The sequence below is a fragment of the Phytohabitans sp. LJ34 genome, from assembly GCF_052068095.1.
Classification (GTDB): Bacteria; Actinomycetota; Actinomycetes; order Mycobacteriales; family Micromonosporaceae; genus Phytohabitans.
Map to the genome: position 1 here is coordinate 70,318 of NZ_JBQHDG010000022.1, position 22,084 is coordinate 92,401.

A 22,084-nucleotide genomic window follows, 5' to 3' on the forward strand; every position below is an offset into this window, starting at 1 on the left:
CGCTAGGCTCCCGGGTGGGCGGCCGCGGCCGCGCGGACCAGCTCGGCCACCGTGGCGAGGTCTACGTCGGACAGGCGCTTGATGCGGACGCAGCTGCGGCCGATGTCCGCCTTCGGGAGGCGGTCGCGGTAGGTCTCGGCCAGGTAGCGGTCGCCGTCGGAGGCGCTGACGTAGAGCGAGATGTAGGCGCGGCGGCCGGCCAGCCCCACCACGAACCAGTCGCCCTCGCGGCCGCTGTCGTAGCGGTAGTGGTAGGTGCCGTAGCCGACCATGCCCGACTGCATGTGTGGCTCGAGCTCGGGCGCCTCGCGGCGGATCAGCTCGTGCAGCACCCGCACCTCGTCCCGGCGTGACTCCGGGAGCGTGGCGATGTATTCCTCGGGTGTCTTGACCTCGGCGTCCATGGCACTCGCGCCCATTCTGTCAGACCCTGCTGCCACTCTGTGTGCCATGACGAGGTCACACGATGCGGTGATGGCTTACTGGGCGGCGGCCGAGGCGCGCGACTGGGCGGGCTTCGCCGAGCTGCTCGCCGCCGACGTGGTCTACGAGCTGCCGCAGACGCGGGAGCGCATCGTCGGCCGGGAGCGCTACCTCCAGTTCAATGTGGAGTACCCGGGGGATTGGCACCTCACGGTGGAGATGGCGGTCGGTGAGGAGCGGCACGCGGCGACGTGGGCGCGGTTCACGGTGGGCGGGGAGGAGCAGCAGGCGCTTTCATTCTTCGAGTTCGACGACGCGGGCCTGATCACGAAGGTCACCGACTTCTGGCCCGAGCCCTACGAGCCGCCGGCCGGGCGCGAGCACCTGGTGGAGCGTTACTGAGCGCGGCCCGACAGCTCGGCGTAGCCGCGGCGTACGGCGACGCGGGCGGCGTCCGGGCCGAAGGGGGCCTTGGCGGCGACCGACGCCACCGGGGCCCCGTCGCGGTGGCCGTCGCGGATCAGCCAGTCGAGCGCGGTCAGCTCTTCGTGCTGGCCCTTCACGAAGTGGGGGCCGACCGGGGCGCCGTGGCCGGGCACGACCACGGTCTCGGGGGTGGTGAGCCGCAGCAGCGCGGCCAGTGCCTCCGGCCACTCCAGGGGGTAGGCGTCGCCGAAGGACGGGGGTGCGCCCTCCTCGACCAGGTCGCCGGCCACGATCACGTCGGCGTCGGGTACGTGCACGACCAGGTCGCCGGCGGTGTGGCCGCGGCCCAGGTGGCGCAGCACGACCCTGCGGCCGCCCAGGTCCACGGTGGACTCCTGGTGCACGGCGCGGTTGGGCGCGAGGATAGGCGCCTCGGCCAGCTCGCCGGCCAGGTCGGGGGCGAGCCGCAGCGCCTCCTCGTACGCTTCGCGCCGCACCGCCTCGGGGCGCGAGCGCAGCAGCGACACCGTCTCCTCGTGCGCCCAGATGTCGCACGGCGCGTCGCCGGCCAGGGTCGCGTTGCCGAAGGTGTGGTCGAAGTGGTGGTGGGTGTTGACCAGCGCCCACGGCGCGGCGGTCACCTGGCGGGCGGCGGCGGCCAGCTCGGCGGCCTGCGCGGGCGTGGCGAGGGTGTCGACGATCAGGGCCACGCCGTCGCCGAGTATCAGGGTCGCGTTGACGTCGAGCACCGGGTAACGGAGCACGAAGACGTCGTCGGCGACCTCCGCGAAGCTACTCACCTGGCCCACCTCTGGCTCACTCGCTACGCTCGCTCACTCACCGAAGGCGCGCTCCACGAACTTGTGCCGGTCGACGAGCACCCGCTCGACGCGGCCCTCGGCGACGGTGGTCGAGCCGTCGGTCACGGTCACCTCGAAGAGCAGGCGGCGACCGTCGACCTTGGCCAGCTGGGCCTGTGCCACGACCGTGCGGCCGACCGGAGTCGGCGCCTTGTGGTCGAGCTCGACCCGCGTGCCGACCGTGGTCATGCCGGCCCGCATCCGCTGGGCCGTCGCCACCACCGTGGCGGCCTCGACCAGTGCGAGCACGCGGGGCGTGCCGAGCACCGGCACGTCGCCCGAGCCCAGCGCCTGCGCGGTGTCGGAGTCGGTGACGGTCAGCTCCACCCGGGCGGTCAGCCCCGGTGCGAACCCGGGGCCGAGCTGGTCGGCGCTCGCTCCGCTCACGCTGGGACCCGGGGGACGGCTCCCGCCGTCCTCGTCGCTTCGCTCCTCGGGCCGGCGGTCGCCCGCCCCAGGGTCCGGCTGCTGCTCCATGCCGCATAGCGTAGGCGCTCCGGAACCGGACAGACCACGTATCCGCGTACCGAACGCGCCCACCGGCCATTCGGCGTACCACCATGGTTAACCTGGAACCCGATGGCCGTGACGATCTCTCCCGCGCCCGCCGATTCCCCGCCTCCCGTGCGCGACCGGCGGCGCCAAGTGATCGCGATGGGCCTCTGGGCGGTGCTCTTCGTGGCCGGCTGGCTCGTCATCGGCCTGCCGACCGACCCGCTGTACGCGTTCGGCTGGCTCTGGACCGCCACGATCGCCTGGCGGATCGAGCGGCCGTGGCGCTCCCACCTGGGCTTCGCCCGCGACTGGCTGCCGGTGGTGCTGCTGCTCGTCGGGTACAACCTGTCCCGCGGCTTCGCCGACAACGGCGCCACCCCGCACGTGCTCGAGCTCGTCGCGGCCGACCGGTGGATGTTCGGCTGGGCGACCGGCGGCGAGGTGCCCACGGTCTGGCTCCAGCAGCACCTCTACGACCCCGATCGGGTCCACTGGTACGACGTGCTGGTCAGCTGGGTGTACTTCTCCCACTTCGTCGTCTCGCTCACCGTCGCGGTGGTGCTGTGGCTGATCGCGCGGCCGCGGTGGGCGGCGTTCATGCGGCGGTGGGTGTTCCTCTCGCTGGCCGGCCTCGCCACCTACTTCCTCTACCCGGCCGCGCCGCCGTGGTGGGCCGCCCGCTACGGCCTCATCGAAGACGTCGTCCGCATCTCCACCCGGGGCTGGAAGGCGATCGGCATGCACGGCGCCGGCAACATGCTCAACGTGGGCCAGGTCGCCGCCAACCCGGTGGCCGCGATGCCGTCGCTGCACACCGCGTTCGCGCTCTTCGTGGTGGCCTTCTTCCTCAACTCGGTGCGCAAGCGCTGGTGGCCGCTGCTGCTCGCGTACCCGCTCGCGATGACCTTCACCCTCGTGTACTCGGGCGAGCACTACGTGATCGACGTGCTGGTCGGCTGGGCGTACGTGGGGCTCACGTTTCTGGCGGTGGGGCTGGGTGAGCGGTGGTGGGCGCGGCGGAAGGCTGCCGAGCCGCCCGCGAACGCTCCGCCAGTGTCGCCGCCAGCTCCCACGCCTCACTGACGTCCCGGTCACGGGCGGCGGCACTCGGCCCGCCGGCGGTGTCCGCGTAGACGGTGGCGAGGCCGAGGCGCCGCTGGAGTGGCCCGCGCACCACGCGCACGCTCTGGATCCGGGCGAATGGCACGACGAGCACCTCGCGGGTCAGCAGCCCTTCCCGGTGCGCGACCACCCGATCGGTCAGCGCGGAGCCGAGCACCCGCCAGGCGAGCGGGTGCAGCCAACGGGCCCGCCGCGAGGGCGGCGTGAACGGGATCTCGTCGAGCGCGACGCCGGGCAGTGCCTCCGCGAGCACGGACCTGGCGGTCTCCGGGGTGCCGACCGGCAGCAGCCGCCCGCCGCCGGACTCGTCGCCCGAGGTGGGCGCGGCGACGCCGGCCACGTGCGGGCGCAGCCGCAGCCACCGCTTGCCCCGCCACAGCAGCGGCCAGGTGGCGGTGACCGCCTGGAGCCGGTCGAGCGGCACGGTCTGGCTGCGCGTCTCCAGCAGGCCGCCGCGCAGGCGCAACGAGCTGTCCTGGCTGGCCAGCCGGAAGTTCCAGTCGGCGAGGATGCGGCGCACCGGCTGGAGCAGCACGCCGGCCATCGCGGTGAGGGTGCTCGCGATGCCGATGAACGACCAGGTCGCCTCCGACACGAACTGGATGACCACGAACGCGACACCGAACGGCAGGAACACCGTCTGCGGGGTGAGCAGTTGGCTGACCAGCAGGTCGCGGTTGGCGACCGCGTGGATCGGCCGCTCGGCGTGGGCGGTGGGTGCCGGCTCGCCCTCGGCCACCTCGGCGAGGACGGGCGCGCTCGCCTTGCCGGCCAGCACGAGCAGCCGCTCGCGCAGCGTGCGGGCCTCGTCGGCGGTCAGGAACGCGAGCGGCGCCTCGGTCTTGCCGCCGCCCACCACCTCCAGCCGCAGCTCCGCCAGGCCGGTGAGCTGGGCCAGCAGCGGGCGGACGACCTCGACCGACTGGAGCCGCTCCAGCGGGATCGCCCGGGTGCGCCGGAAGACGAGCCCCTCGTGTATCCGCAGCTCGCGGCCGACGACCTGGTAGCCGGTGAAGTACCAGCTGACCGCGGAGAGGACCAGCTGGCCGATGAGGGCGGCGACCACCATGGCGGCGAACCAGCCCAGACCGACCCGCCCGAGCGTCTGCCAGGAAAGCGCCGCGATGATCACGGCGAGCGCGCGGGCACCCTTGAGCCACGGCGTCAGCGGGTGCAGCCGCCGCCTCGGCTCGGCGGCGACGGCGGTGGTGGCGTGGGGCTCTCCGGCGGTGCGGCTCGCGGCGGGTGGCGGCCCTGAGCCTGATGGCTCGCTCACAGGCCCTCCGCGCGGTCCTCGCCGAGCGCGGTCAGGCGGTCACGCAGGCGGGACGCCTCCTCCGGTGGGAGGCCGGGGACCTTGGCGTCGGAGGCCGCCGCGGCGGTGTGCAGCTGGACGGTGGCCAGCCCGAACGCCCGCTCCAGCGGCCCGGCGGTGACGTCGACGAACTGCATCCGCGCGTACGGGACGATCGAGAGCCGGCGCACCAGCAGCCCGTGGCGGACCAGCAGGTCGTTGTCGCGCTCGGCGTACCCCCAGGCCTTGACCGCCCGGAAGATCACGATGACCCGCCAGACGGCCTGGACCACGGAGAGGGCCAGCGCGAGGCCGAAGAGCCAGTGGCCGGTCAGCGCCCAGCCGATGCCCAGCCCGCCGAAAACGAAGATCATGAAGATGCCGTACTGGATCAGCTCGACCCAGATCAGGTTTCGCGAAACGGGCCGCCAGTCGACGGTCTCCGGCCACGGCTCCAGCGCACTGGTGGGGGCGGTCACGCATCCAGGCTACGGTCAACCTCGCGCAGGAACCCACGCGCGGCCAGGAAGTCGCTCAGGTGCTCGCGGTGGGCCTCACAGGCAAGCCACACCTTGCGCCGCTCGGGCTGGTGGATCTTGGGATTATTCCACCGCAGGGCCCACTGGGCCTGCTCCTGGCATCCGCGCGCTGAGCACAGCATGATCAGAAGTTTACGGGCACGGAAAGAATAAGAGCGCCGGGCGGCCACGGGGGAAGCCGCCCGGCGACGGCTGAATCGTACACACTGAAAACCCCCTCATGTCTACCCGTTCGTCGTGCCTCTTTGGCGTCTGGCCGTAAGCCGTAGCGGCGGCCGGACGTTCGGTGGCCGCGAGCAGCCACGACGTGCGGGACGGACCGGATTTCCGGCGCTGCGACCCCGGCTGGTTAGCTGGGCGTGTAAGGCTTGGTGCGGCAGCACCTCGCCTTAATCTCGATGACGCCGCACCGCACTGGAGGACCGGTGGCCAACGCGACCACGCCAGAACAGCCCGACGCGCCGGTTGACACGCCTCCCGCGGGCAGCACCCCGGCACAGGACGCCACGCTGCTCGAACGCGCGTTGTTCGAGGTCAAGCGGGTGATCGTGGGTCAGGACCGGATGGTCGAGCGGATGTTCGTGGCGCTCCTGGCGCGTGGCCACTGCCTGCTGGAGGGCGTGCCCGGCGTCGCCAAGACGCTTGCCGTGGAGACGCTGGCCAAGGTTACCGGCGGCACGTTCGCTCGGATCCAGTTCACGCCCGACCTGGTGCCGGCCGACATCATCGGCACCCGGATCTACCGGCAGTCGAGCGAGAAGTTCGACGTCGAGCTCGGCCCGGTGTTCGCCAACTTCCTGCTCGCCGACGAGATCAACCGCGCGCCCGCCAAGGTGCAGTCGGCGCTGCTGGAGGTCATGTCCGAGCAGCAGGTCTCGATCGGCGGCGAGACCCACGAGGTGCCCCACCCGTTCCTCGTCATGGCGACCCAGAACCCGATCGAGCAGGAGGGCGTCTACCCGCTGCCCGAGGCCCAGCGCGACCGCTTCCTCATGAAGATCATCGTCGGGTACCCGACGGACGCCGAGGAGCGCGAGATCGTCTACCGGATGGGCGTCAGCCCGCCCGAGCCGTCGGCGATCTTCACGCCGGGTGAGCTGATCGCGCTCCAGCGCAAGGCCGACCAGGTGTTCGTGCACAACGCGCTGGTCGACTACTCGGTGCGGCTGGTGCTCGCCACCCGCACACCGGCCGAGCACGGCATCCCGGACATCGCGCCGCTCATCCAGTACGGCGCCAGCCCGCGCGCCTCGCTCGGCATCGTGCGCGCCACGCGGGCGCTCGCGCTGATGCGCGGCCGCGACTACGCGCTCCCGCAGGACGTGCAGGACGTCGCGCCCGACATCCTCCGCCACCGCCTGGTGCTCAGCTACGACGCGCTCGCCGACGACGTGCCCGCCGACCACATCGTGGCCCGGGTGATGGCCTCGGTGCCGCTGCCGACGGTCGCGCCGCGGCAGAGCGCCAGCCCGACCCCCGCCCCCGCCTCCGGCCCGCCGATGGGTGCCCAGCCCGCTCCCGCCGGTGCGTGGCCCAACCTGCCATGAGCCCGCCGCTCGACGCGCAGACCACGGCGCGGGCGGACGCGGTCCTCTCCCGGCTCCAGCTGCTCGTCACCCGCAAGCTCGACGGGCTGCTCCAGGGCGACTACGTGGGGCTGCTGCCGGGTCCGGGCAGCGAGGCGGGGGAGTCGCGCGAGTACCGCCCGGGTGACGACGTGCGGCGCATGGACTGGCCGGTCACCGCGCGCACCACGTTTCCACACGTGCGGCAGACCGTCGCCGACCGCGAGCTGGAGACGTGGATGGCCGTCGACCTGTCCGCCAGCCTCGCCTTCGGCACCGCCAAGCACCTCAAGTCCGAGCTGGTGATCGCGGCGACCGCGGCGCTCTCCTACATCACCGTCCGCGGCGGCAACCGGATCGGCGCGGTGGTCGGCACCGGTGCGCAGATGCAGCGCCTGCCGGCCCGCCCCGGACGCAAAGAGGCGCAGGGGCTGCTGCGCGCGATCGCCCGTACCCAGATCAGGCCCGGACGCTCCGACCTGGGTGCGCTGATCGACATGCTCAACCGCCCACCACGCCGGCGGGGTGTGGCTGTGGTGATCTCCGACTTCCTGGCTCCGGTCGAGCAGTGGGCACGCCCCGTGCGCAAGCTGAGCGTGCGCCACGACGTGCTCGCGATCGAGGTGGTCGACCCGCGCGAGCTGGAGCTGCCCGACGTGGGTGTGCTCACGCTCGTCGACCCGGAGACCGGCGCGCTGCACGAGGTGCAGACCGCCGACCCCAAGCTGCGCAGCCGGTACGCGGAGGCGGCCGGCGCGCAGCGCGCGGCCATCGCACAGGCCCTGCGCGCGGCGAACGCCGCCCACCTGCGCCTGCGCACCGACTCCGACTGGCTGCTCGACATGGTCCGCTTCGTCGCCGCCCAGCGGCACGCACGCACCCGAGGGACGACGCGATGATCCGCTTTCTCGAGCCGTGGTGGCTGCTCGCGCTGCTGCCGGTGGTCGCGATCGCGGCCGTGTACGTGTGGCGGCAGTTCCGCCGCAAGCAGTACGCGGTCCGCTTCGCCAACCTCGACCTGCTGCGCACCCTCGCGCCCAAGGGCCTCGGCTGGCGCCGCCACGTGGCGGCCGGCACCTTCCTGCTCGCGCTGCTCGCGCTGGCCACCGCGATGGCCCGCCCCTCGATCGATCGCGAGGAGCCGCTCGAACGCGCCACCATCATGCTGGCGATCGACGTGTCGCTGTCGATGGAGGCCGACGACGTGGCGCCCAGCCGCATCGAGGCGGCGCAGGAGGCGGCGAAGCAGTTCGTGACCGAGCTGCCGCCGACCTACAACCTGGGGCTCGTCTCGTTCGCCAAGTCGGCCAACGTGCTGGTGCCGCCCTCGAAAGACCGGCTCGCGGTGCAGCAGGCCATCGACGGCCTCACCCTGGCCGAGGCCACCGCGACCGGCGAGGCGGTCTTCACCTGCCTGGAGGCGGTGCGCTCGGTGCCGGCGGACGGCGCGCAGGGCATCCCGCCCGCGCGCATCGTGCTGCTCTCCGACGGGTACCGCACGTCCGGCCGCTCGGTCGAGGAGGCTGCGTCGGCCGCCGCCGCGGCGAACGTGCCGGTCTCCACGATCGCCTTCGGCACCGACGCCGGCGTGGTCGACATCGGCGGCCAGCTCCAGCCGGTGCCGGTCGACCGGCTCGCGCTGGCCGAGCTGGCCGAGACCACGCAGGGCTTCTTCTACGAGGCGGCGTCGGTGAGCGAGCTCAAGCAGGTGTACGAGGACATGGGCAGCTCGATCGGCCACCGGGTCGAGCCGCGTGAGGTAACGCAGTGGTACGCGGGGATAGCGCTGCTCTTCGCGCTGGCCGCGGGAGGCATGAGCCTACTGTGGACGTCCCGCCTGCCGTAGGCCGCAACGCGGGATGCACGAGCGTCCGTGGCGATTTCTGGCCCCTGGAGGGGCCAAAACTCGCCACGGACGCTCAGTTTGGTCTCCAACCGGCGGCTATGAGGGCGGCGCGCAGGTCGGTGAGCACCTCTTCGGGACACTGGCGCAGCGCCCAGCCCGGAAAGCGCAGCAGCCGCTCTCCGGCGATCGCGATCTCGTTGTGCTGCCGCATGTCCGCGTACCACGCCTTCACGTCCATGTGCTGCGCACCGTCGATCTCGACGTGTACCGCCCAGGGGTCGAAGTACACGTCGCGATAGCGGCGGCGACCGGACCGGTCGGTGCGGCTGACCTGACGCGACGGCTCGGGTAGCCGGGCACGGCGGCACAGCCGGGCAAAGTCGATCTCCAAGATGGACTCGGCGCCGCCGGCCGCGTCCGTGATCGCCGCAACGATGACCTTGCGTCGGCCCACCCTCGGCATCCGGGCCAGCGCGGGTTCGACGTCGACGAGCCCGACCAGGCGCTGCTGGAAGCATGCGGCGATGATCGTGACGGCTTCCCGGTCCGTGCGGGCCCACTGGGCCGCGTCGATCATCGAGCGGGCCGGCATCGTGCAGGGCGGGTTTCCCGCCGGGTGCCGGTCCTCGACCGCGACGTGCCGCGTGCGGTGCACGACCACGCCGGGAGGCGGATCGGTGTCTCGCCGCTGCGCGCCGACAAGCACGTGGATCGGGCGGACGGCGAATCCTCGAAGGCCGTGCACCGCGAGTGCGGACAGCCCGGCCAGCGGCGCGACAAGCCCGCGGCCCACGGCGAGCGCCGCGATCCAACGGCGCTGGTGCTCGCTGACCGCTCCCGTCCGCGCGAGGTAGACCCCACGGTGTGCGGCCAACCAGCGCCCAGTGGTGAGCCTATGCCGGATCGCCTTGGCGGACAGGTAGCGAAGCGCCTGGCGGCGACTTATCACCCCGTCCTGACGAAACAGCAGGAACTCGAGATCCCCCGCCTCGTCGGGCCGAAACGCGCGGATGTCGTCGACACGTTGATACCCAGCCACGGTCCACCAGTGTCGGGGTGGGGTCCGACAAGTTCAGGTGGGGCGGTCCAGGCGGTACACGACGACGGGCGTGCCGGTGAGTTCGGAGGTCTCGCGGTCGAGGTGGAAGCCCAGCCTGCGGGCGAGGCCGATGCTGGCCGCGTTGTCGGGGTGGATGACGGCGGTGACGTGGTCGTTGGGGAGGTTGGCCCACAGCCAGGCGAGCCACGCCTCGCTGGCCTCGCGGGCGTAGCCCTTGCGTTGCGCGTCGCGGGCGATGACGTAGCCGAGCTCGAGCATGCCGTCCGGCCAGTAGTGGAGGCCGGCGCGGCCGATCAGGCGGCCGGTGGTGCGTTCGATGACGGCGCTCTGGCCGTGGCCGTGTTGGCGCCAGATGGTCTGGAAGCGGGCCACCTGGAGACGAGTGCCCTCAAAGGACAGTCGGGAGCCGCCGATGTACGCCGCCACCGCGGGGTCGGCGTAGATGGCGGCCAGGGCCTCGGTGTGCGTGGCGTCGAGCGGCGGGAGGTCCAGCCGCTCGGTGCACAGCACCAGGTCTCCGGACAAGGAGCCTTCAGACGAGGACGAAGAGGACGACGACCCAGACGGCGGCGAGGGTGAAGCCCAGCGGGGCAGCGTAACGGTTCATGGCGGTTCTCCGGTGGCGAGTTACGCGCGGCGGCGCGCCCGAGGCCGTGACCCGGGCGCGAAAGGGAGAGGAGAGACCGGTCAGCTCAGCTGACGCGTGGCCCGGCTATGACTAGGGGGATCGCTATCTCGCACAGCGATCACCTCCATAGGTAGTCCGGGCTCAGAACCGTCCGTCATCGTACACCCCGGGCACCCGCCGCACCTACTTGGCCGATCGGTCGGCGTGCGGTGTCCACCCGGCCGGCCACGGCCGGGAAGACCGTGCACGCGGTGGCCAGAACCGTTGCGAACACGGGGAACCAGAGCATCCGCGCACCTACCCAGGTCAGGCTCTCCGGCGCGGTGTGCAGACCGGGTACGGGCCGGCCGGCGGTGAGCCACGCCATGCCGGCCACCACGGCGATGAGCGCGCTCTGGTGCCACAGGTAGATGGGCATCGCGGCGCGGTTGAGCACCGCGACCGGGCGAGGTGTGGGGCGGCTGTCGAGCCACGGGCGGACCAGCAGCGCGACGCCGATCTGCGCGGTGCCGAGCGCGATCGTGAACAGTGAGGGGGGCGACAGGTTGGAGCGCCCGTCGCCGGGTACGCCGACCGCGCTCATCGGATAGTCGAGCCACCGGATCAGCACGGCCATCGCCACCGCGCCGCCCACCAGCATCGCCAATCCGGTGCCGCGGCCGGTCAGGCGGCCGGCGGCGAGCGCCATGCCCAGGGTGTACGGCACGAGCCAGGCCGCGAGCACCGTCAGCGGGAGCCAGCCGAGACCGGCGTCGGCGAGCGCGACCACGGCCACCGCCGGGATGGCGGCGGCCGGTCCGGCGCGGCGCAGCGGGGCGGTCAGCGCCAGCAGCGCGACGAAGGGCAGCAGGAACCACAGTGGACTGACGACGAGCGTGCCGACCGTGTCCAGGGTCACGCCGGGCACGCCGGCCATGGCGGCGACGACCAGCGCGAGCGTCCACAGTGCACCGAAGCCGGCCACCGGCAGGACCAGCCGGGGCAGGCGCCGGTGGAGCGGGCGGCGGGAGCGGGCCGCGGCGTACCCGCCGGCGAAGAAGAACAGCCCGAGGGTTTGCAGCACCCACGTCACGGGTGCGAACGACGGCAGCGCGCTCAGTGGGCTGGCCTGGTCGATCCCGCCGCCGGGGCCGAGGACGAGCCCGGTCACCAGCCAGTGCCCGAGGACGACGCCGGCGATGGCGACGGCGCGGATCGTGTCGACCGCCCGGTCCCGGGGCTGGCTCGACCTGGAGCTGGATGCGGAGCGGCCAGCTCGGTTCGAAACGGCGGCCGGGGCCGAAGCGAGCGGAGCGAGCCAGCCAGCAGAGTCCCGGTCCGCGTTCACGAGTCCACCGCCACGATGCCGGCGACGGCGGTGAGCGTGGCTGAGCCGTCGGTCAGGTACTCGGGATGGCCGTCCACCCCTTCCGTCGGGAGCCGCCGCGCGCCGAACGAGGAGTCGGCCGGGTGCGTGCCGAGGCCCAGGTCGAAGAGGCGGATGCCGGGTACGAAACGGATCCAGTCGTGCGGTGACTCGGCGGCCCATACGCGGGCGGTGGTGTGCAGGTCCGCCGCGCGGTCCGCGCCCATGCCCGGTGCGCCCAGCGCGACGATGTCGGTCACCTGCGGCGGCAGGTGCGCCGCGGCGTAGCCGATGACCAGCGCGCCGTAGCTGTGGCCGATCAGCGTGATCCGTGCGTGCGGATGGCCGGCCACGAGCGCTTCGACGTAGCGGATGAGCGCCTGGGCACCCGCCTCCGCCGAGGTCGAGCGGGCCGCCTCCAGCCCGAGCCCTTCCGGCGGCCGGTAGCCGAGCCAGGCCACGACCGCGACCTCGCCGGGTTCCGTGCGCGGGGCGGCGGTGGCGTACAGCGCGCGGGCCATCGCGCCGGTCGTCCGGGAGAGGTTCGCCGAGTTGGTGCCGACGCCGGGCACCAGGACGGCGATGCGGTCCGCTGTGGACGGTTGGCCGACCACGTCGACCGCGGTGGTCGCCGGGAGCGCGGCGCCGGCGTCGTGCGGCGGCGCGACGAGCACGGCGCCGAGCAGCGCGGCGGTGGCGGCGTACCGGATCCGGTTCATGCCACGAAGAGTGGGCCGGGGCCCACGCTCCACGCGTCAGACCGGGGTTTGCTCTTACCCTTAGGACCGGGGTACTACTCCCCGGCGGCGACCAGACCCGTCTCGTACGCCAGGACGACCGCCTGCGCCCGGTCGCGGAGGTTGAGCTTGGCGAGGATCCGCCCGACGTGGGTCTTCACGGTCTGCTCGGCGACCACGAGGTCGTCGGCGATCTCCCCATTGGACCGTCCACGTGCGATCAGCCGCAGCACCTCCGTCTCCCGCGGGGTGAGCGCGGACAGCACGGTCGGGCGCGGGCGGTTGCGGCTGGGCCGGGCGGCGAACTCGGCGATCAGCCGCCGGGTCACCGAGGGCGCCAGCAGCGCCTCGCCGCCGGCCACCACGCGCACCGCCTGCACCAGGTCGGCGGCGGGCGCGTCCTTGAGTAGGAAGCCGGAGGCGCCCGCGCGCAGCGCCTCGTAGACGTAGTCGTCGAGGTCGAACGTGGTCAGGATCAGCACCTTCGGCCGTTCGCCGCCCTCCGGCCGGGAGCCGATCAGGCGGCGGGTGGCCTCCAGGCCGTCGAGCACGGGCATGCGCACATCCATGAGTACGACGTCCGGGTCGAGGCGGCGGGCGGCGGTGACCGCGTCGGCGCCGTTCGCCGCGTCGCCGACGACGAGCAGGTCGGGCTGGGCGGCCAGCAGCGCCCCGAACCCCTGCCGCACCATCGCCTGGTCGTCGGCGATGAGCACGCGGATCACTCGCCGCTCCCGGGCTCCGGCTCAGGGGGCGGCGCGTAAGGCAGCCGGGCCGCCACGGCGAAGCCGCCGTCCGCGGTGGCGCCGGCCGCGAAATCCCCGCCCAGCAGCGTCACCCGCTCGCGCATGCCGGCGATCCCGTGCCCCTCGCCTTGTGGCGACTCGGGCGGCGCCGTCGGGGGGCCATTGTGGACGCGCAGGCTCAGGTCCGCGAGCCACGGCCGGATCTCCACCCGCACGGCCGCCCCCGGCGCGTGCCGGCTCGCGTTGGCGAGGGCTTCCTGCACGATCCGGTACGCGGCGAGCCCGACCGCCTCCGGTGGCGGCTCACCCTCGGCGACGTCGAGCGAGGCGTCTACACCGGCCCGCTGCGCGCTGGTCACCAGCTCGGGGATGTCGGTGAGCCCGGGCTGGGGCGCGATGAGCCGTTCGCTGTCTTCGCTGCGCAGCACGCCGAGCAGGCGGCGCATGTCGGTGAGCGCCTGGCGGGCCGCCATCGCCATCGACGTGAACTCGGCGCGGGCGGTCTCGGGCAGGTCGGGGAGGCGGTACGGCGCGGTCTCCGCCTGTACCGCGATCATGGACATGTGGTGGGCGACCACGTCATGCATCTCCCGCGCGATCCTGGTGCGTTCCTCCAGCACCGTACGCCGTGCCTTCTCCAGCTCGCTCACCTCGGCCTGCTCGGCGAGCTGCTCGCTGAGGCTGCTGCGGCTGCGCGCGATCCGGGCGATCACGTCGGCGACCAGCACCACGACGACGAAGAGCAGCGACACGCCGGGGAGGTCGGCGGGCGGCACGAAGATCCAGACCGCGAGCAGGCTGAACGCGAGCATCCACATCAGCACCGCGCGGTCGACCCGGGCGCCCACGACGAGCAGCACCAGCAGGATGACGAACACGTGGCCAGGGCTCCACGGCCAGGTCTCGTTCCCGCTGTTGAACGTGCCGAAGAGCATGCTGACGAACATCAGCCGCCACGCCCAGAGGGGCCGGGAGAGGAGGAACGGCAACGGCAGCACCGTGAGGATGGCGATGAGCCAGCCGCTGATCGGCGGCAGCTCGCGGGCGTCGATCAGGTACGCCGCCGTGCCGACCGTGACGCCGACGAGCGCGAGCACGGCCACGGTGGGCGCTACCAGCCGGAGGCGCGGCCACGGCAAGGGCACGGTGACCGGCGGGTAGTCCGGTCCGCCGAAGAGGCGCTTGAGCGCGTTCCAGGCGCCGCGCGAGGGGGAAGCCACGTCTCGCAGGTTACGGTGTGTGATCAATCGCGTCGTACCGCCGTGGTGTGATCCTCGGTGTCATACCCCGGTAGTGTCTGGGCCGTCGGCGCAGCCGCGACGAGGAGTGGAGGAGCCACGATGGCCCGCACCGTGCTGGTGACCGGGGGCAACCGGGGGATCGGCCTGGCGATCGCGCAGGCGTTCGCGAAGCAGGGGGACCGGGTGGCCGTCACCCACCGCGGCAGCGGGGTGCCGGGCGACCTCTTCGGCGTGCGGTGCGACATCACGGACACGGCTGCCGTCGACGCGGCGTTCTCCACCATCGAGGCCGAGCTCGGCCCCGTCGAGGTGCTGGTGGCCAACGCCGGCATCACCGACGACACGCTGCTGCTGCGGATGTCGGAGGAGCAGTTCACCCGGGTCATCGACACCAACCTCACCGGGGCGTACCGGCTCGCCAAGCGGGCGGCCTCGAAGATGCTGCGGGCCAGATGGGGCCGGATGATCTTCATCTCCTCGGTGGTCGGGCTCTACGGATCGCCCGGCCAGGTCAACTACGCGGCGAGCAAGGCCGGCCTGGTCGGCGTCGCCCGCTCGATCACCCGCGAGCTCGGCACCCGTAACATCACCGCGAACGTGGTGGCGCCCGGCTACGTCGAGACCGACATGACCGCCGCGCTGCCCGAGGACCGCAAGGCGGAGTACCAGAAGCTGATCCCGGCCGGCCGCTTCGCCGCACCCGACGAGGTGGCGGGCGCGGTGACCTGGCTGGCGAGCGACGCCGCCGGATACATCTCCGGCGCGGTCATCCCGGTCGACGGTGGCCTGGGAATGGGCCACTGAGAAAGAAGGGTCGTACGTGTCTGGACTCCTCGCCGGCAAGCGGCTGCTCATCACCGGCGTCATCACCGATCAGTCGATCGCGTTCTCGACCGCGAAGCTCGCGCAGGAGCAGGGCGCCACGGTCGTGCTGACCGGCTTCGGCCGGCTTTCGCTGGTCGAGCGGATCGCCAAGCGGCTGCCCGAGCCGCCGCCCGTCATCGAGCTCGACGTGCAGAACTCCGAGCAGCTCGCCGGGCTGGCCGACAAGGTGCGCGAGCACGTGGACGGGCTCGACGGGGTGGTGCACTCGATCGCGTTCGCGCCGCAGAGCGCGCTGGGCGGCGGGTTCCTCGACGCCGGGTGGGACGACGTGAGCACGGCGCTGCACGTCTCCACGTACTCCTACAAGGCCCTCGCGATGGCCGCGCTCCCGCTGATGAGCCGCGGCGGATCGGTGGTCGGGCTGACCTTCGACGCGCAGTACGCCTGGCCGGTGTACGACTGGATGGGCGTGGCGAAAGCCGGCCTGGAGTCGGCCTCCCGCTATCTCGCGCTGCACCTGGGCAAGCAGGGCATCCGCAGCAACCTCGTCTCCGCCGGCCCGCTGCGCACGATGGCGGCCAAGTCGATCCCCGGCTTCGAGCAGTTCGAAGACGAGTGGGTGAAGAAGGCGCCGCTCGGCTGGGACCTGGGCGACCAGCAGGCGGCGGCCAAGGCGATCCTGATGCTGCTCTCCGACTGGTTCCCCGCCACCACCGGCGAGATCGTGCACGTGGACGGCGGGTTCCACGCGGTAGGAGCCTGAGGTGTACGACGCTCTGCTCCTGGTTTCCTTCGGCGGGCCCGAGCACCCCGACGACGTGTTGCCGTTCCTGGCGAACGTCACGCGGGGGCGCGGTGTGCCCCCCGAGCGGCTGGCCGAGGTGGCCGAGCACTACCAGCACTTCGGCGGGGTGTCACCGATCAACCAGCAGTGCCGCGCGCTGATGGGGGCGATCCAGGAGGGCACCGACCTGCCGGTGTACTGGGGCAACCGCAACTGGCACCCGATGCTCGCCGACACCGTGGCGCAGATGCGCGACGAGGGGGTCAAGCGCGCGCTCGCGTTCGTCACCAGCGCCTACGGCGGATACTCCTCGTGCCGCCAGTACCTGGAGGACATCGCGGCCGCGCGGGCGGCGGTGGGCCCGACCGCGCCGGCGATCGACAAGCTGCGGCACTTCCACGACCACCCCGGCTTCGTCGAGCCGCACGCCGACGCGGTGCGCGCCGCCCGGGCCACGCTCCCGCCCGGCGGTGACCTGCGGGTGGTCTTCACCGCCCACTCGATACCCACGTCGATGGCCGCGACCGCGGGCCCGGACGGCGGTCGCTACGAGGCGCAGCTCAACGAGACCGCGGCCCTCGTCTCCGCCGCCGGTGCGCCCGACCTGCCGTGGGACCTCGTGTGGCAGAGCCGCAGCGGCCCGCCGCACGTGCCGTGGCTCGAACCGGACGTCAACGACCATCTCACCGCGCTCGCCGAGCGTGGTGTCACCGGTGTGGTGGTGAGCCCGATCGGCTTCGTCTCCGACCACCTGGAGGTGATCTGGGACCTCGACAACGAGGCCGCCAGCACCGCCAAGCGGCTCGGCCTCGACTACGCGCGCGCCGCCACGCCCGGCACCGACCCGCGTTTCGTGGCGATGGTGCACGATCTCGTGCGGGAGCGTGTTAACGCGCCGGAAAGTGTCCGGCGATCTCGGCTGGGTACCCTTCCGCTCTGGGACACCTGTCCCGTGGGCTGCTGTCCACCACCGCGCAGGGGAGCCGCTCAGTGAGTGACCGCGGCGCCGCGCTCCGCGCGGGCCGCCGATCAGGAGGCGCACCATGACGGACCGGAAGCCGATCGAGTCCTGGCTCACCGATATGGACGGTGTGCTGGTGCACGAGGGGCAGCCGATTCCCGGCGCGCCCGAGTTCATCAGCCGGCTGCGCTCGTCGGGCAAGCCGTTTCTGGTGCTGACCAACAACTCGATCTACACCCCGCGTGACCTGCAAGCCCGGCTGACCCGGATGGGCTTCGACGTGCCCGAGCAGTCGATCTGGACGGCGGCGCTGGCCACCGCCCAGTTTCTGGCGGACCAGCGGCCGGGCGGCACGGCGTACGCGATCGGCGAGGCCGGCCTCACCACGGCGCTGCACGCGGTCGGATACATACTGAGCGACTTCGCACCCGACTACGTGGTGCTGGGGGAGACCCGCACGTACAGCTTCGAGGCCATCACCAAGGCCGTGCGCCTCATCAACGACGGCGCCCGCTTCATCTGCACCAACCCCGACCCGACCGGCCCGTCCGTCGAGGGCGCGCTGCCGGCCGCCGGCTCGGTGGCGGCGATGATCTCCAAGGCGACCGGCGTCGACCCGTACTTCGTGGGCAAGCCCAACCCGATGATGATGCGCTCCGCGCTCAACACCATCGAGGCGCATTCGGAGACCACCGCGATGATCGGCGACCGCATGGACACCGACATCCTGTGCGGCCTGGAGGCGGGTTTGGAGACGATCCTCGTGATGAGCGGGATCAGCACGCGCGCCGAGACCGAGCGGTACCCGTACCGCCCGTCCCGCATGGTGGAATCGGTCGCCGACCTGATCGACGAGATCTGACGCGCTATCGGGTTGACGGAGGTGGCGGTGGTGTCTAACCTCGAATGTGCCTAGTGCAGTAGCGCTTAGGAAGTGGACCCGGTAGCCCTCCGGACGGTGGGCGGGCCGGGTTCCGCGCTTTCTGGACGTTACACTTTCCGCACGTCGGTGACGATCTCGTTGACCCGTGCGCGCCAGTGGCCCCCCTTAGCCCACGACCACGCGATCGCATCGGGGATAGCGAGGAGGCTCTCTTCGTAGGCGCGCATATGTGCATATTGCAAAGCGTTGCCGTCGCCCCCTGAATGTAGCTGGGCAAAGATGAGTGCCTTGTCGCTCTTGAGGGCGCCTTCCTCGGTTTCCAGGATCAACCGCTCCACATCGAGGTTGACGAGATCTTTGACGAGCCGGGCGAGGCACGCGTCTCGTGCGGGTTTGTTGGCCGTATGCCGGCGTCCATCGTAGACGATCGCCTCGACGCCAAGGGTGGCGATGGTGTCGAGGATCTGCTTTCTGCGCCCGTTGCTTTCCTTCTGGAAGTGGATCCGGCGCTGACCGGGCATGACCAATGCCTTGATCGATTGACGCGCCGGCGCCAATTTCGCCGGCGGGAGAAGGGCGGCGACCATGATGTAGCCGTGCGCCTTGGCCTCGTCTGTGAACGCGTGTAAGGGCACCGTCCATCCGCCTCTTGTGGGCTAACACCGCGGGAACTCATGATTGGTAGCACACAAGAGACGGCCGCGCTGACCCTGAATTATTCGAAGAATCGATCAAGGACGAATAGTCGCCCTATTGTTTGTCCTTGATCGACGGAGCGAAAAGGCTAGGGCCTTAGTGGGGCATTGCATGCCGCCACCAGTGCGCGGCGGCAGGCTGTCGTGAGTGGACGGAGGGCGGCGTCGCGCTCCTGCGCCTCGTATCCGTTGACCGCGCCGCCCGGTGCGGCGTGCTCGGCCAGCGCCAGCACGCGATCCAGCACGCTCGCGCGCGCGAAAAGGCGACGGGCCCGCGGATCGAAGCCGGGTGGGAGGTCGATGCCCGCGTCGGGACGGCGAAGCGCGGCCAGCGCGCCGGCGAGCTCCGGCCGCCACTGGGCCACGTCGAGCCGGGCGAGGCGCGCGGTGGCCTCGGCCAGCGCGGCGGACAGGTCGGACTCGGCCTCGGCGGTGCCCGGCTCGCCGCCGGACCCGCCCACCGCGGGCAGCGGATAGACCCGCCAGAGCAGGGTCTCGAACGTCACGCCCGAGCCGGACGTGTGGCTGCGCACCTCGGGGATGAAGCCCAGATCGCCGGCGACCACCGCCTCGCCCGCGACGAGCGCCGCGCCCGCGAACGGCCCGGGGCCGGGCAGCCCGCGCGGGTCGCCGGGGGCCGGCAGCACCAGCCGGATCTCGTCGGGCGGCAGCTTGGAAAGCGTGGGCAGCGCGTCGCGCAGCGGCACGTCGGTCCAGGTGCCGGGCGCGTCCGCGACAAGGTGCTCCTCGTCACCGGCGATCTCGTCGGCGACCTCGTCATAGGGCACCAGCCCGGCGCGCCACGCGCGGACCCACGCCACGAACCGGCTCGACCGGCGCGCCGCGAGGGTCGCCGCGCCTGCTGCGGGAGACATGCGGCAAGAGTACGTGCTGGCCGCTGCCCTGTCTCGGGTGCGGCGCGTCTGCGTGGCATGCCGCACGCGCGCGGCTAGCGTCCGAGAGCATGTATGGGGAGGACGTACTAGCCGGGAATTGGCGCCGCCGCAAGGTGGTGCCCGAGGTCGACGCGGAGGTCGACCTGGTCGTGGAAGACGCCGACTCCGGATTCTGCGGCGCTGTCGTGGGATTCGAGTACGGCGCGGTGGTTTTGGAAGACCGGCACGGCAAGCGCCGCAACTTTCCCTTGGCACCGGCCGCGTTCCTGCTCGACGGCGCGCCGGTGACATTGCGAAAGCCCGTGCGGAGCGCCGCGCCGGCCGCCCGCCGCCGCACGGCGTCGGGTTCGATCGCCGTCCAGGGGGTACGCGCACAGGTCGCCAAGGCCAGCCGCATCTGGGTCGAGGGTGTCCACGACGCCGCGATGGTGGAACGGATCTGGGGCGACGACCTGCGTATCGAGGGCGTCGTGGTGGAGCCGTTGGACGGGATCGACGAGCTCGCCGACGCGGTGCGCGCGTTTCAGCCCGGCTCTGAGCGGCGGCTCGGCGTGCTCGTCGACCATCTGGTGCCCGGCTCGAAGGAGAGCCGCGTCGTGGCCGCCGTGACGTCGCCGCATGTGCTGGTGACCGGCCATCCGTACGTGGACATCTGGCAGGCGGTCAAGCCGGAGCGGTTGGGCATCAAGGCGTGGCCGGTGGTGCCGCCGGGCCGGCCGTGGAAGGAGGGCGTGTGCGCCGCCCTCGGCGTGGCCGACCCGGCCGACATGTGGCGCCTGATCCTGTCCAAGGTAGACACGTTCCACCATGTGGAAACCCCGCTGATCGGCGCGATGGAACGACTCATCGACTTCGTGACGGTCGAGTCACCCTAGGACGATCGAGTTCCCTTCCACCGTGATCGTCTGAGCGGGGAGCGGGGAGGTGGCGGGGCCGGCCAGCACCGAGCCGTCGCTGGTGGAGAAGGCGCTGCCGTGGCAGGTGCAGACGATCTCGTTCCCCCGCACCTGGGAGACGAGGCAGCCCTGGTGGGTGCACTGCGCGCTGAAGGCCTTGAAGTCGCCCGCCGCCGGCTGGGTGACCACGACCTGCTTGTCGGCGAAGATCGTGCCGCCGCCGACCGGAATGTCCGAAGTGCTGGCGAGCGCGTCGGCCGGGGAGCCCGTCGAGGAGCCCGCCGAGGAGCTCGTCGACGGAGATGGCGCCGCGCTGGTGGGCGTCGAGGCCGCCGGCTCCTCGTCACTGCCGCAGGCGGCCAGGAGGCCGACCGCGCCCACGCCGACCGCCCCCGCGGCCAGTACGTTGCGTCGACTCGGCAAATTTGGTTGAGCGTTCACCTTCTGCATGGGCGCCAGCATGTCCGGCATGACTGGATGAGTCCTGTGGCGAACCTGTGGATCCGCTGAATTAGCCGAGCTGGCCGGCGTCTCTGGTGAAGATGAACGTCGCGATGTCGAGCGCCGCCACCCCGCCGGCGGGGTCGCGCCGCACCACGAGCGTCTCGCCGTCGTTGGCGCCCGAGTGGCAGCGCCACCGGTCGGTGCCTTCGACCGTGAAGCGCCACGGGTCGCGCCCGGCGCGGGTGAGCACCAGCTCGCCGTTTTCCCAGGTGGCGTCGTGTGCCAGCCCCATCCACCACCAGCGGCCGCACAGCTCGACGGCCTCCGGCGGGGGCGGTGCGGCCGGGCGCCACGGTGCGGGTGGCACCGGCTCGCGGTCGAGCACCTCCAGCAGCGCCGCGAAGGCGAGCTGGCCGATCGGAAAGCCGTAGGCGTTGGCGTACCCGACGACGCCGGTGCGGGACGGCCGGTGGACGGCGATGACGGAGACGTACCCCGGCATGGAGCCGCCGTGGCCGACCAGGACGCGCTCGCCGCGGCGATAGAGCTCGATCCCCAGGCCGTGGCCCCCGCTCCAGGTCTCCGGGTCGCTGATGGCGACCGGCACGCACATCTCGGCGAGCGTGTCGGGGGCGAGCACCTCGGGCGCCGGCTCGGCGAGGAACGCCGCCCACCGGCCCAGGTCGGCGAGCGAAGACCACAACTGCCCGGCCGGGGCCATCGCGCCGGTGTCGGTGCGCGGCTCCTCGTTGAGCGTGCCGTGGAGCGGGTGCACCACGTAGCCGGGCGCGAAGGGCTCGTGCGGGTGGTATGTGGTGCGCAGCATCGACAGCGGCGCCAGCACCTGCTCGGTCAGCAGCTCGATCCACGGCTTGCCGGTGACCCGCTCCAGCACGGCGCCGAGCAGGCCGTACGCCAGGTTGGAGTAGTGGTACGTCCGGTGTGGAGGGTGGGCGAGCTTTTCCGGGGTGAGGCCGGCCAGCAGCGTGTCGACGTCGGTGCCCTCGGTCCGCTCCCACCACCCGGCGCTGTCCGGCTCGCGCTGGAGGCCGGAGGCGTGCCCGAGGAGCTGGCGGAGCGTCACGCCGCCCACCGGGGTGCCAGGCAGGTGCCGGTAGAGCAGGTCGTCGAGGGTCAGCCGCCCCTCGTCGCGCAGCCGCATCACCAGCGTCGCGGTCATGGTCTTGGAGATCGACCCGATTCGGTACTGGGTGCCCGGGTCCGGCAGGGGGTGGTCACCGGCTCCGGCCACGTACGCCAGCCCGCCGTCGCGCACGATGCCGAGCACCACCGAGGGCGCCCGGCCGGTGGCCTGGGCCTCGGCGGTGAGCACGTCGAGCCGGCGGGTCGTGTCGGGTAGCAGCGCCACGTTC

26 protein-coding genes are annotated in these 22,084 nt (G+C 72.2%); 10 read left to right on the top strand and 16 right to left on the bottom strand.

Annotation, left to right across the window (positions count from 1 at the left end):
• Nucleotides 1-2: 2 nt before the first annotated feature.
• On the bottom strand, nt 3-419 hold the full coding sequence (locus tag ACTMTJ_RS33705; RefSeq protein ID WP_441222699.1) for a DUF1801 domain-containing protein: 417 nt from the start codon (nt 417-419) through the stop codon (nt 3-5).
• Between the two features lie 31 nt (nt 420-450).
• Here ACTMTJ_RS33705 and ACTMTJ_RS33710 point away from each other — a divergent pair, with 31 nt between their 5' ends.
• Nucleotides 451-825 carry a nuclear transport factor 2 family protein gene (locus tag ACTMTJ_RS33710; protein WP_441222700.1) on the top strand — a complete coding sequence of 125 codons (375 nt, stop codon included), beginning with the start codon at nt 451-453 and terminating at the stop codon, nt 823-825.
• Here ACTMTJ_RS33710 and ACTMTJ_RS33715 read toward each other — a convergent pair.
• Entirely contained in the window at nt 819-1,649 is an 831-nt protein-coding gene (locus tag ACTMTJ_RS33715; protein ID WP_441222701.1) for an MBL fold metallo-hydrolase, read from the bottom strand. The genes ACTMTJ_RS33710 and ACTMTJ_RS33715 overlap by 7 nt on opposite strands.
• Nucleotides 1,650-1,682: 33 nt before the next feature.
• Complete coding sequence (locus ACTMTJ_RS33720) at nt 1,683-2,096, bottom strand: thioesterase family protein (RefSeq protein WP_441222822.1); 414 nt, start codon at nt 2,094-2,096, stop codon at nt 1,683-1,685.
• Nucleotides 2,097-2,288: 192 nt separating this feature from the next.
• Here ACTMTJ_RS33720 and ACTMTJ_RS33725 point away from each other — a divergent pair, with 192 nt between their 5' ends.
• Nucleotides 2,289-3,287 carry a phosphatase PAP2 family protein gene (locus tag ACTMTJ_RS33725; protein WP_441222702.1) on the top strand — a complete coding sequence of 333 codons (999 nt, stop codon included), beginning with the start codon at nt 2,289-2,291 and terminating at the stop codon, nt 3,285-3,287.
• On the opposite strand, the gene ACTMTJ_RS33730 is transcribed toward ACTMTJ_RS33725, so the two are convergent.
• From ACTMTJ_RS33730 to ACTMTJ_RS33740, 3 genes are read right to left on the bottom strand one after another with little or no spacing between them, the layout of a single operon-like run.
• Nucleotides 3,178-4,602, bottom strand: a complete 1,425-nt coding sequence (locus ACTMTJ_RS33730; RefSeq protein WP_441222703.1) for a PH domain-containing protein — start codon at nt 4,600-4,602, stop codon at nt 3,178-3,180. The genes ACTMTJ_RS33725 and ACTMTJ_RS33730 overlap by 110 nt on opposite strands.
• Nucleotides 4,599-5,099 (bottom strand): PH domain-containing protein, encoded by a 501-nt coding sequence (locus ACTMTJ_RS33735; RefSeq protein WP_441222704.1) that lies wholly within the window; start codon nt 5,097-5,099, stop codon nt 4,599-4,601. Before ACTMTJ_RS33735 ends, ACTMTJ_RS33730 begins: the two co-directional genes overlap by 4 nt.
• The gene (locus ACTMTJ_RS33740) at nt 5,096-5,281 is read right to left on the bottom strand and encodes an acetone carboxylase (RefSeq protein WP_441222705.1); all 186 of its coding nucleotides are present in this window, start codon (nt 5,279-5,281) and stop codon (nt 5,096-5,098) included. Before ACTMTJ_RS33740 ends, ACTMTJ_RS33735 begins: the two co-directional genes overlap by 4 nt.
• A gap of 303 nt (nt 5,282-5,584) precedes the next feature.
• Here ACTMTJ_RS33740 and ACTMTJ_RS33745 point away from each other — a divergent pair, with 303 nt between their 5' ends.
• The 3 genes from ACTMTJ_RS33745 to ACTMTJ_RS33755 are packed head-to-tail and all read left to right on the top strand — an operon-like array spanning nt 5,585 to nt 8,570.
• A complete protein-coding gene (locus ACTMTJ_RS33745; protein ID WP_441222706.1) occupies nt 5,585-6,706 on the top strand; it encodes an AAA family ATPase in 1,122 nt (373 codons plus the stop codon).
• Complete coding sequence (locus ACTMTJ_RS33750) at nt 6,703-7,623, top strand: DUF58 domain-containing protein (protein ID WP_441222707.1); 921 nt, start codon at nt 6,703-6,705, stop codon at nt 7,621-7,623. The genes ACTMTJ_RS33745 and ACTMTJ_RS33750 overlap by 4 nt, the downstream gene beginning before the upstream one ends.
• Entirely contained in the window at nt 7,620-8,570 is a 951-nt protein-coding gene (locus tag ACTMTJ_RS33755; RefSeq protein ID WP_441222708.1) for a VWA domain-containing protein, read from the top strand. Before ACTMTJ_RS33750 ends, ACTMTJ_RS33755 begins: the two co-directional genes overlap by 4 nt.
• 73 nt (nt 8,571-8,643) lie before the next feature.
• Here the strand turns inward: ACTMTJ_RS33755 and ACTMTJ_RS33760 are convergent, their stop codons facing one another.
• From ACTMTJ_RS33760 to ACTMTJ_RS33785, 6 genes are all read right to left on the bottom strand, one after another.
• Nucleotides 8,644-9,609, bottom strand: a complete 966-nt coding sequence (locus ACTMTJ_RS33760) for a DUF559 domain-containing protein (protein WP_441222709.1) — start codon at nt 9,607-9,609, stop codon at nt 8,644-8,646.
• Between the two features lie 33 nt (nt 9,610-9,642).
• Nucleotides 9,643-10,155 carry a GNAT family N-acetyltransferase gene (locus ACTMTJ_RS33765; RefSeq protein WP_441222710.1) on the bottom strand — a complete coding sequence of 171 codons (513 nt, stop codon included), beginning with the start codon at nt 10,153-10,155 and terminating at the stop codon, nt 9,643-9,645.
• Between the two features lie 257 nt (nt 10,156-10,412).
• On the bottom strand, nt 10,413-11,585 hold the full coding sequence (locus tag ACTMTJ_RS33770; RefSeq protein ID WP_441222711.1) for an acyltransferase family protein: 1,173 nt from the start codon (nt 11,583-11,585) through the stop codon (nt 10,413-10,415).
• Nucleotides 11,582-12,322: an alpha/beta fold hydrolase gene (locus tag ACTMTJ_RS33775; protein WP_441222713.1), complete on the bottom strand. Its 741-nt coding sequence runs from the start codon at nt 12,320-12,322 to the stop codon at nt 11,582-11,584. Before ACTMTJ_RS33775 ends, ACTMTJ_RS33770 begins: the two co-directional genes overlap by 4 nt.
• A gap of 74 nt (nt 12,323-12,396) precedes the next feature.
• Nucleotides 12,397-13,065 carry a response regulator gene (locus ACTMTJ_RS33780; protein WP_441222714.1) on the bottom strand — a complete coding sequence of 223 codons (669 nt, stop codon included), beginning with the start codon at nt 13,063-13,065 and terminating at the stop codon, nt 12,397-12,399.
• Nucleotides 13,062-14,306, bottom strand: a complete 1,245-nt coding sequence (locus ACTMTJ_RS33785) for a sensor histidine kinase (RefSeq protein ID WP_441222715.1) — start codon at nt 14,304-14,306, stop codon at nt 13,062-13,064. Before ACTMTJ_RS33785 ends, ACTMTJ_RS33780 begins: the two co-directional genes overlap by 4 nt.
• A 120-nt stretch (nt 14,307-14,426) precedes the next feature.
• Here ACTMTJ_RS33785 and fabG point away from each other — a divergent pair, with 120 nt between their 5' ends.
• Genes fabG through ACTMTJ_RS33805 form a run of 4 tightly spaced genes read left to right on the top strand, consistent with a single transcriptional unit; the run spans nt 14,427 to nt 17,759 of the window.
• Nucleotides 14,427-15,131 carry a 3-oxoacyl-ACP reductase FabG gene (gene fabG, locus ACTMTJ_RS33790; RefSeq protein ID WP_441222716.1) on the top strand — a complete coding sequence of 235 codons (705 nt, stop codon included), beginning with the start codon at nt 14,427-14,429 and terminating at the stop codon, nt 15,129-15,131.
• 16 nt (nt 15,132-15,147) lie between these two features.
• Nucleotides 15,148-15,915: an enoyl-ACP reductase FabI gene (fabI, locus tag ACTMTJ_RS33795; RefSeq protein ID WP_441222717.1), complete on the top strand. Its 768-nt coding sequence runs from the start codon at nt 15,148-15,150 to the stop codon at nt 15,913-15,915.
• A 1-nt stretch (nt 15,916) separates the two neighbouring features.
• Complete coding sequence (locus ACTMTJ_RS33800; protein WP_441222718.1) at nt 15,917-16,930, top strand: ferrochelatase; 1,014 nt, start codon at nt 15,917-15,919, stop codon at nt 16,928-16,930.
• Between the two features lie 49 nt (nt 16,931-16,979).
• A complete protein-coding gene (locus ACTMTJ_RS33805) occupies nt 16,980-17,759 on the top strand; it encodes an HAD-IIA family hydrolase (protein WP_441222719.1) in 780 nt (259 codons plus the stop codon).
• Nucleotides 17,760-17,887: 128 nt separating this feature from the next.
• On the opposite strand, the gene ACTMTJ_RS33810 is transcribed toward ACTMTJ_RS33805, so the two are convergent.
• A complete protein-coding gene (locus ACTMTJ_RS33810) occupies nt 17,888-18,415 on the bottom strand; it encodes a hypothetical protein (RefSeq protein ID WP_441222720.1) in 528 nt (175 codons plus the stop codon).
• A 149-nt stretch (nt 18,416-18,564) separates the two neighbouring features.
• On the bottom strand, nt 18,565-19,350 hold the full coding sequence (locus ACTMTJ_RS33815) for a hypothetical protein (protein WP_441222721.1): 786 nt from the start codon (nt 19,348-19,350) through the stop codon (nt 18,565-18,567).
• Between the two features lie 89 nt (nt 19,351-19,439).
• Between ACTMTJ_RS33815 and ACTMTJ_RS33820 the strand changes: the two genes are divergently transcribed.
• The gene (locus tag ACTMTJ_RS33820; RefSeq protein WP_441222722.1) at nt 19,440-20,246 is read left to right on the top strand and encodes a DUF3097 domain-containing protein; all 807 of its coding nucleotides are present in this window, start codon (nt 19,440-19,442) and stop codon (nt 20,244-20,246) included.
• Here ACTMTJ_RS33820 and ACTMTJ_RS33825 read toward each other — a convergent pair.
• On the bottom strand, nt 20,238-20,717 hold the full coding sequence (locus ACTMTJ_RS33825; RefSeq protein ID WP_441222723.1) for a Rieske (2Fe-2S) protein: 480 nt from the start codon (nt 20,715-20,717) through the stop codon (nt 20,238-20,240). The two genes, ACTMTJ_RS33820 and ACTMTJ_RS33825, sit on opposite strands and share 9 nt — an antisense overlap.
• Nucleotides 20,718-20,778: 61 nt before the next feature.
• Nucleotides 20,779-22,080 carry a serine hydrolase domain-containing protein gene (locus ACTMTJ_RS33830; RefSeq protein WP_441222724.1) on the bottom strand — a complete coding sequence of 434 codons (1,302 nt, stop codon included), beginning with the start codon at nt 22,078-22,080 and terminating at the stop codon, nt 20,779-20,781.
• Nucleotides 22,081-22,084 lie beyond the last annotated feature (4 nt).

Bases quoted from the DNA above. Each gene is read 5' to 3' on its own strand.
- ACTMTJ_RS33705 (WP_441222699.1), bottom strand. From the start codon at position 419: ATGGGCGCGAGTGCCATGGACGCCGAGGTCAAGACACCCGAGGAATAC.
- ACTMTJ_RS33775 (WP_441222713.1), bottom strand. From the start codon at position 12,322: ATGAACCGGATCCGGTACGCCGCCACCGCCGCGCTGCTCGGCGCCGTG.
- ACTMTJ_RS33725 (WP_441222702.1), top strand. From the start codon at position 2,289: ATGGCCGTGACGATCTCTCCCGCGCCCGCCGATTCCCCGCCTCCCGTG.
- fabG (WP_441222716.1), top strand. From the start codon at position 14,427: ATGGCCCGCACCGTGCTGGTGACCGGGGGCAACCGGGGGATCGGCCTG.
- ACTMTJ_RS33825 (WP_441222723.1), bottom strand. From the start codon at position 20,717: ATGCAGAAGGTGAACGCTCAACCAAATTTGCCGAGTCGACGCAACGTA.
- ACTMTJ_RS33740 (WP_441222705.1), bottom strand. From the start codon at position 5,281: ATGCTGTGCTCAGCGCGCGGATGCCAGGAGCAGGCCCAGTGGGCCCTG.
- ACTMTJ_RS33805 (WP_441222719.1), top strand. From the start codon at position 16,980: ATGACGGACCGGAAGCCGATCGAGTCCTGGCTCACCGATATGGACGGT.
- ACTMTJ_RS33755 (WP_441222708.1), top strand. From the start codon at position 7,620: ATGATCCGCTTTCTCGAGCCGTGGTGGCTGCTCGCGCTGCTGCCGGTG.
- ACTMTJ_RS33815 (WP_441222721.1), bottom strand. From the start codon at position 19,350: ATGTCTCCCGCAGCAGGCGCGGCGACCCTCGCGGCGCGCCGGTCGAGC.
- ACTMTJ_RS33750 (WP_441222707.1), top strand. From the start codon at position 6,703: ATGAGCCCGCCGCTCGACGCGCAGACCACGGCGCGGGCGGACGCGGTC.
- ACTMTJ_RS33820 (WP_441222722.1), top strand. From the start codon at position 19,440: ATGTATGGGGAGGACGTACTAGCCGGGAATTGGCGCCGCCGCAAGGTG.
- ACTMTJ_RS33710 (WP_441222700.1), top strand. From the start codon at position 451: ATGACGAGGTCACACGATGCGGTGATGGCTTACTGGGCGGCGGCCGAG.